This is a genomic window from Pseudonocardia sp. KRD291, from assembly GCF_019263595.1.
Taxonomy (GTDB): Bacteria; Actinomycetota; Actinomycetes; order Mycobacteriales; family Pseudonocardiaceae; genus Pseudonocardia.
The window spans coordinates 1-5,363 of sequence record NZ_JADQDD010000366.1 but is presented as its reverse complement, the minus strand read 5'-3'; the positions used below and the strand labels follow the sequence as shown (position 1 = coordinate 5,363).

The 5,363-nt window shown below is 73.0% G+C and carries 5 protein-coding genes and 1 pseudogene; all 6 read right to left on the bottom strand.

The window, feature by feature from the left end:
• Positions 1-273, bottom strand: a pseudogene (locus tag I4I78_RS29775) (hypothetical protein); the annotation flags it as partial.
• A 1-nt stretch (position 274) separates the two neighbouring features.
• The gene (locus tag I4I78_RS29770) at positions 275-1,105 is read right to left on the bottom strand and encodes an ABC transporter ATP-binding protein (protein ID WP_218614835.1); all 831 of its coding nucleotides are present in this window, start codon (positions 1,103-1,105) and stop codon (positions 275-277) included.
• A gap of 52 nt (positions 1,106-1,157) precedes the next feature.
• The gene (locus I4I78_RS29765) at positions 1,158-2,219 is read right to left on the bottom strand and encodes an ABC transporter substrate-binding protein (RefSeq protein WP_218614834.1); all 1,062 of its coding nucleotides are present in this window, start codon (positions 2,217-2,219) and stop codon (positions 1,158-1,160) included.
• Positions 2,220-2,383: 164 nt separating this feature from the next.
• Positions 2,384-3,268, bottom strand: coding sequence for an alpha/beta fold hydrolase (locus tag I4I78_RS29760; RefSeq protein ID WP_218614833.1), 885 nt, complete (start codon positions 3,266-3,268; stop codon positions 2,384-2,386).
• The gene (locus tag I4I78_RS29755; protein WP_218614832.1) at positions 3,265-4,302 is read right to left on the bottom strand and encodes an amidohydrolase family protein; all 1,038 of its coding nucleotides are present in this window, start codon (positions 4,300-4,302) and stop codon (positions 3,265-3,267) included. The genes I4I78_RS29760 and I4I78_RS29755 overlap by 4 nt, the downstream gene beginning before the upstream one ends.
• On the bottom strand, positions 4,299-5,363 hold a 1,065-nt coding region (locus I4I78_RS29750; RefSeq protein ID WP_218614831.1), incomplete at its 5' end, for an amidohydrolase family protein. The genes I4I78_RS29750 and I4I78_RS29755, both read right to left, overlap by 4 nt.

Genomic DNA, 5,363 nt, shown 5'->3' with positions numbered 1-5,363 from the left:
CAACAACGTGATCCCGATATGACCCCAGATGTCCGGGCCCGTCATCAGCTCCCCGAGCGCGCCCAGCACCGCCAGCGGCGCGGGCAGGATGTACTCCGAGACCCCGACGACCGACACCGTGAACTGCCAGACGGCGACCAGCAGCACCAGCATGACCGGGCCGCTGATCCACGGCAGCCGCTTCATCCACAGGCGCTCGCCCTCGCCGGCCTGGGGGGAACCGGCGCCCGGTGCGGCGCCGGCCGGGGAGCGCTTCTCCTCGGTGATGCTCACGTCAGCTCTCCTCGTCAAGCTCGCGGCGCAGGCCGCGCACGATGTCCTGAAACCCCGCGCCGGTCTCGGTCTCCATCGACCGCGGACGCGCCAACCCCACCTCGGTCACCGACCGGATCCGGCCCGGACGCGGCGTCAGCAGCACCACCCGGTCGGCGAGGAACACCGCCTCCGGGATCGAGTGCGTCACGAACACGACCGTCGCCCCCGACGCGGCGTGGATCTCCTGCAGCTCCAGGTTCATCCGGTCCCGCGTCAGGGCGTCCAACGCACCGAACGGCTCGTCCATCAGCAGGACCGACGGGTCACAGGCAAGCGCTCGCGCGATCGCCGCCCGCTGCCGCATCCCACCCGAGAGCTCCCGCGGATAGCTGTCCTCGAACCCCGACAACCCGACCATCCCGCACAGCTCCCGCGCCCGAGCCCGCCGCGACGACGTCGACTCCCCGCGCAGCTTCAACGGCAACGCCACATTGTCGGTGATCGAGAACCACGGAAACAGATTCGCCTCCTGAAACACCAACCCGAACGAGGCGAACGCGGCGTCGTCCCGACGGCCGTCCACCCACACCGGGCGGCCACCGGCCTCCACCGTGCCCGCGGTCGGGGGGAGCAGCCCGGAGAGCACGCGGAGCAGGGTGGTCTTGCCGCACCCGGACCGGCCCACCAGCGAGACGAACTCACCGCGTCCGATGTCGAGGTCGATGCCGCGCAACGCCTCCACCCGGCCGCGCCGGGTCGGGTAGATCTTGTCCATCCCGCTCACGCGCAGGCCCACGGCCCCGCCGTGGTCCGGTGCGGCCTCGCTGCGGGCCACCGTCTGCTGGGTCATCGCCGTACTCCTCGTTCGGGTCGGTGCGGCCGGCCGCGCCGGTGGTGCGCGCTCACGGGTTCGCCGCGGGCGCGAGGGAGGTGTCGATCCACGCGTTCGGGTCCAGCCCGGGTGGGGCCTGCCCGATCCGGGAGACCTCGGCGTAGGTGGCCGCCCACCGCTGCGGGGAGATCCCGACGGGACTGTCCCCGGCCTGGTAGGAGGCCACGTAGGCGTCCAGCGCGGCCGTGGCGATCTTCGGGTTCTTCAGGGCCGGCACCTGGTACTTGGAGTTGATCAGCTGCATGGTCTCGGCGTAGCCGTTCGCCTGGTCGGCGGCGATGAACTGCGTCGCGTCCTGGATGGCGGCCAGGTAGCGGCGCAGCTGGTCCTGCTTCTCCGGGTCCTGCGCCTGTTCCTTGGAGGTGGCATAGACCTGGGATCCGGCGCGGATGTCGGTGTTCGGGTCGTAGACCAGTGCCTCCGGCCGGGTCTGTTGCAGCAGCACGGCGGTGTCGAGGGAGACGATGTAGGAGTCCACCCGGCCGCCGGTCAGCAGGTCGAACACACCCGGGCTCAGGCCGACGACCTGGCGGCGCACCTCGTCGGGCTTGATCCCGGCGGACCCGGCGACCAGGTCGAGGGTGATCGAGCTCGTGCCGCCCTCGGACGGCGTCCCGACCAGCTTGCCCCGGAAGTCCGCCGCCCGGGTGATCGGCCTGGCCTCGGTGGAGACCATCCGGATGGTGCCCGAGTGGATCACCTCGCCGACCGCGACCAGGGGCGCGTCCCGGGTCCCGGCCGCGATCATCGTCTCGATGTCGCCGATCCGCGTGATCAGCGCCGACCCGGCCAGCACCGTCTGGATCGACGGCGCCGACCCCTGGGTCGCCTGGAACGTCACGTCCAGCCCGCGCGCGGTGAAGAAGCCCTTCGTGTCGGCGATCATCTCCGGGGAGAACGAGAGGCTCTCCAGGGGCAGGACGTTGAGGAACGTGACCTCGTCGAGTCCCTCCGCGGCCTGTTCGCCACCGCCACAGGCGGCCAGCAGCGTGCCACCGACCAGCAGAGCAGCGCACATCCGGACCAGGCGGCCCGCCCGGGGCACGCCCCGGAGGTGGGTGGTGGACACCATGGATCTCCTCGCATCGTTGCGGGTGGTGCGGCGCGGATCGCTCGGGTGAGTGAGTGCGACGTGGGACACACGCTAGGAACGCGGCGCGCGCAGCGGAAATAGACGATCCGCCTGAATGCCATCACCGATGTGGATACCCGCAGGTCATGGGCGGGTTGCGGGCGTCACGCCCGGACCGGCGACGACGACCGGAGGAACCCGCGCAGCTCCGCACCGACGAGATCGGGCCGTTCCTCGGCCAGGTGGTGCCCGGTCGGCAGCGACCTACCGTGCGCCGCGGGCGCCCAGCGTCGCCACACCTCGAGGACATCCGGAGCCGACCCGAGCGGGCCCCGCTCACCCCAGAGCACCAGCGTCGGGCACCGGATCGTCCGCAGCCCACGGTCGGCCTCGTCGTCGGCGAGGTCGACGTCGAACCCGGCGCGGTAGTCCTGGCACATGCCGTGCACCACCTCGGGCCGCGTCCAGGCCGCCCGGTAGGCGTCCAGCGCGTCCGGGTCGCAGACGCCGGCCAGCCCCCGCCCCAGCACGGCCTCGGGTTCGGCGGCGACGAGCCGCTCGGGTACGTCGTGCGGCTGGGAGAGCAGGAACCAGTGCCAGGCGCCGCGGGCGAACCGGTGGTCGGCGCGGGCCAGCACGTCGGCGGTGGGCAGCACGTCGAGCACGGCGAGTGCGGTGACCCGGTCCGGGTGGTCGAGGGCCATCCGGTAGGCGCAGCGCGCGCCCCGGTCGTGGCCGGCCACCGCGAACGACCCGTGCCCGAGCGCGGTCATCACCTCGATCATGTCCCGGGCCATCGACCGCTTGCCCGACGCCGCCACCGCGGCCCCGGGCGGCAGCAGGCTGTCGCCGTAGCCGGGCAGGTCGGCCAGTACCAGCGTGTGCTCCGCGGCGAGGCCGGGCGACACCCGGTCCCACATCCGCGAGGTCTGCGGCCAGCCGTGCAGCAGCAGCAGCGCGGGGCCGGTCCCGGCCGTCCGTACCCGGATCCGGGCGCCGGAGGAGACGGCGACGTCGTGGGTATGTTCGGCGGGCTCGGCCGGGCTCACGACAACCGGTACCAGTCGGTGGCCGTGGAGCCCCGGACGGCGTCGCGCTCGGCCGGGGTGAGGACCGCCTGCAGCCGTTCGGCACCGGGGCCGTGCTCGTGCGGGTGGTCGCTGGCGTACATCAGCAGCTCCGGACCGAGCATGTCCACCACCTCCCGGGCCTGTTCCGGGGCGGGCGGCAGGTGGATCGGCGCGGTGGTGAACCGGACGTGCGCGCGCACGATCTCCGAGGGCGGCCGGTCCACCCACGGGACCTCGCGCCAGACGCCCTTCCAGTCCTTGTCGAACCGCCACAGCAGGGTCGGCAGCCACGTCGAGCCGCATTCGGCAACGGTGACCCGCAGTTCGGGGAGCTCGGCGAACACCCCCTCGGTGACCAGGCTGGTCAGCTGCGCCTGGGCCACGACCTGGGAGTTCGCCAGGTAGTCCTCCAGGTAGCTGTGGGTCATGCCGCTGGCGTTGGGTGCCTGGCCGCCGCGCCCCCATGCGTGCAGGGTGACCACGAGCCCGTGCGCGGCGGCGGCGCGGAGCAGCCGGCGGTGGGTGACGTTGCCCCACGGTGAGTCCGTGCGCACCGGCAGCAGCACCGCGATGACCGCAGGGTCCGGGCCGAGCCGCTCGATCTCACGCACCGCCGCGTCGGTGTCCAGGGTCGGCACGACCATCGCGACCCGCAGCCGCGGGTCACCGGCCTGCCACTGCGCGAGCAGCCAGTCGTTGACCGCCCGGCACAGCGCGGCCTCGTAGTACGGGTTGCGGTTGGTGTGGAACGCCGTCGTGCAGGTGAGGACCGCGGCGTCCACACCGGACGGTGTGAGCACCCGCTCGTCGAGCTCGGGGTGCCGGTGCGCGGGCGTACCCCCGAGCCCGATCGCGGGCGGGTACGCCCCGCCCTGGCTCGGCGACAGGCTCACCCCGCCCTCGGAGACATAGCTGCGCCAGTAGGTGTCCAGGTACGGGAGCAGGTCCACGAGCGAGGCCGGGGCGCAGTGCACGTCGGTGTCGACGCCGCGCACGGTGACCGGGGCGCTCACGACGCGTCCCGCTCGGGCAGGCCGTAGAGCCGGCAGGCGTTGGACCCCATGATCCGGGTGCGCAGATCGGCCGGGAACATCCGGGGCGCGGCCCGCGGCGAGTCGAAGTCCCAGTGCGGGTAGTCGGAGGCGAACATGATCCGCTGACCCAGCCCGAGGTGCCGGATGGTCGCGGCCATCTGCTCCGGGTCCCGCGGCTCCTCGATCGGCTGCGTGGTGAACCACAGGTGCTCGCGCAGGTACTCCGACGGCGGCTTCACCATGTGCGGAACGTCCTCGCGCAGAGCCGCCCAGGCGTCGTCGAGCGCCCACATCAGCGGGGCCGCCCAGGCCACCCCGCCCTCCACGCAGAGCAGGTCGAGCCCGGGGAACTCGGCGAACACGCCCTCGCACAGCATGCTGGTCACCAGGGCGCCCATCATGTTGCCGTTCCACACGTGCTCCTCGAGGTAGAACGAGGGCCAGCCCGCTCCGCGGTGCTGTTCCAGGCCACCGGTGTGCGCGGCCACCGGCAGGCCGGCCTCCGCGGCCGCGGCGTAGATCGGCCAGTACCGCCTGCGCCCGAACCCGGCCTCGCCGCCGGTGGCGAGCAGGACCTGGACGAACCGGGGGTCACCGGCCCGGCGGCGGATCTCCGCCGCCGCCAGCTCGGGCGATTCCAGCGGCACCGCGATCGAGGCCCGCAGCCGCGGTTCGGCGTCGAGCCACGTCTCGGACATCCAGTCGTTGAGCGCCCGGCACAGCGCGGCGGCGTACTCCGGGGTCTCGGCGCCGTAGGTCTGGGCCTGCAGCGGGATCAGCACGCCGTGGTCGATGTCGAACTCGTCGAGCAGCTGGTCGCGGACCATCTGCAGGTTGCTCCCCGGCGCGGCGCCCTCGGGCCAGGAGTCCATCCGGAACCCGGAGTTGCGCACCCGGGGGTACACCTCGGGCGGGCTGGGCACCCGGATGCCGAGCAGCTCCCACCGGCGCCTGCTGCGCGCGTCGAGCCGGGAGAGCAGCTCGGCGGGCGGGCACGAGGGATGGATGTCGGTGTCGACGATGGTGTAGCCGGCACGGCG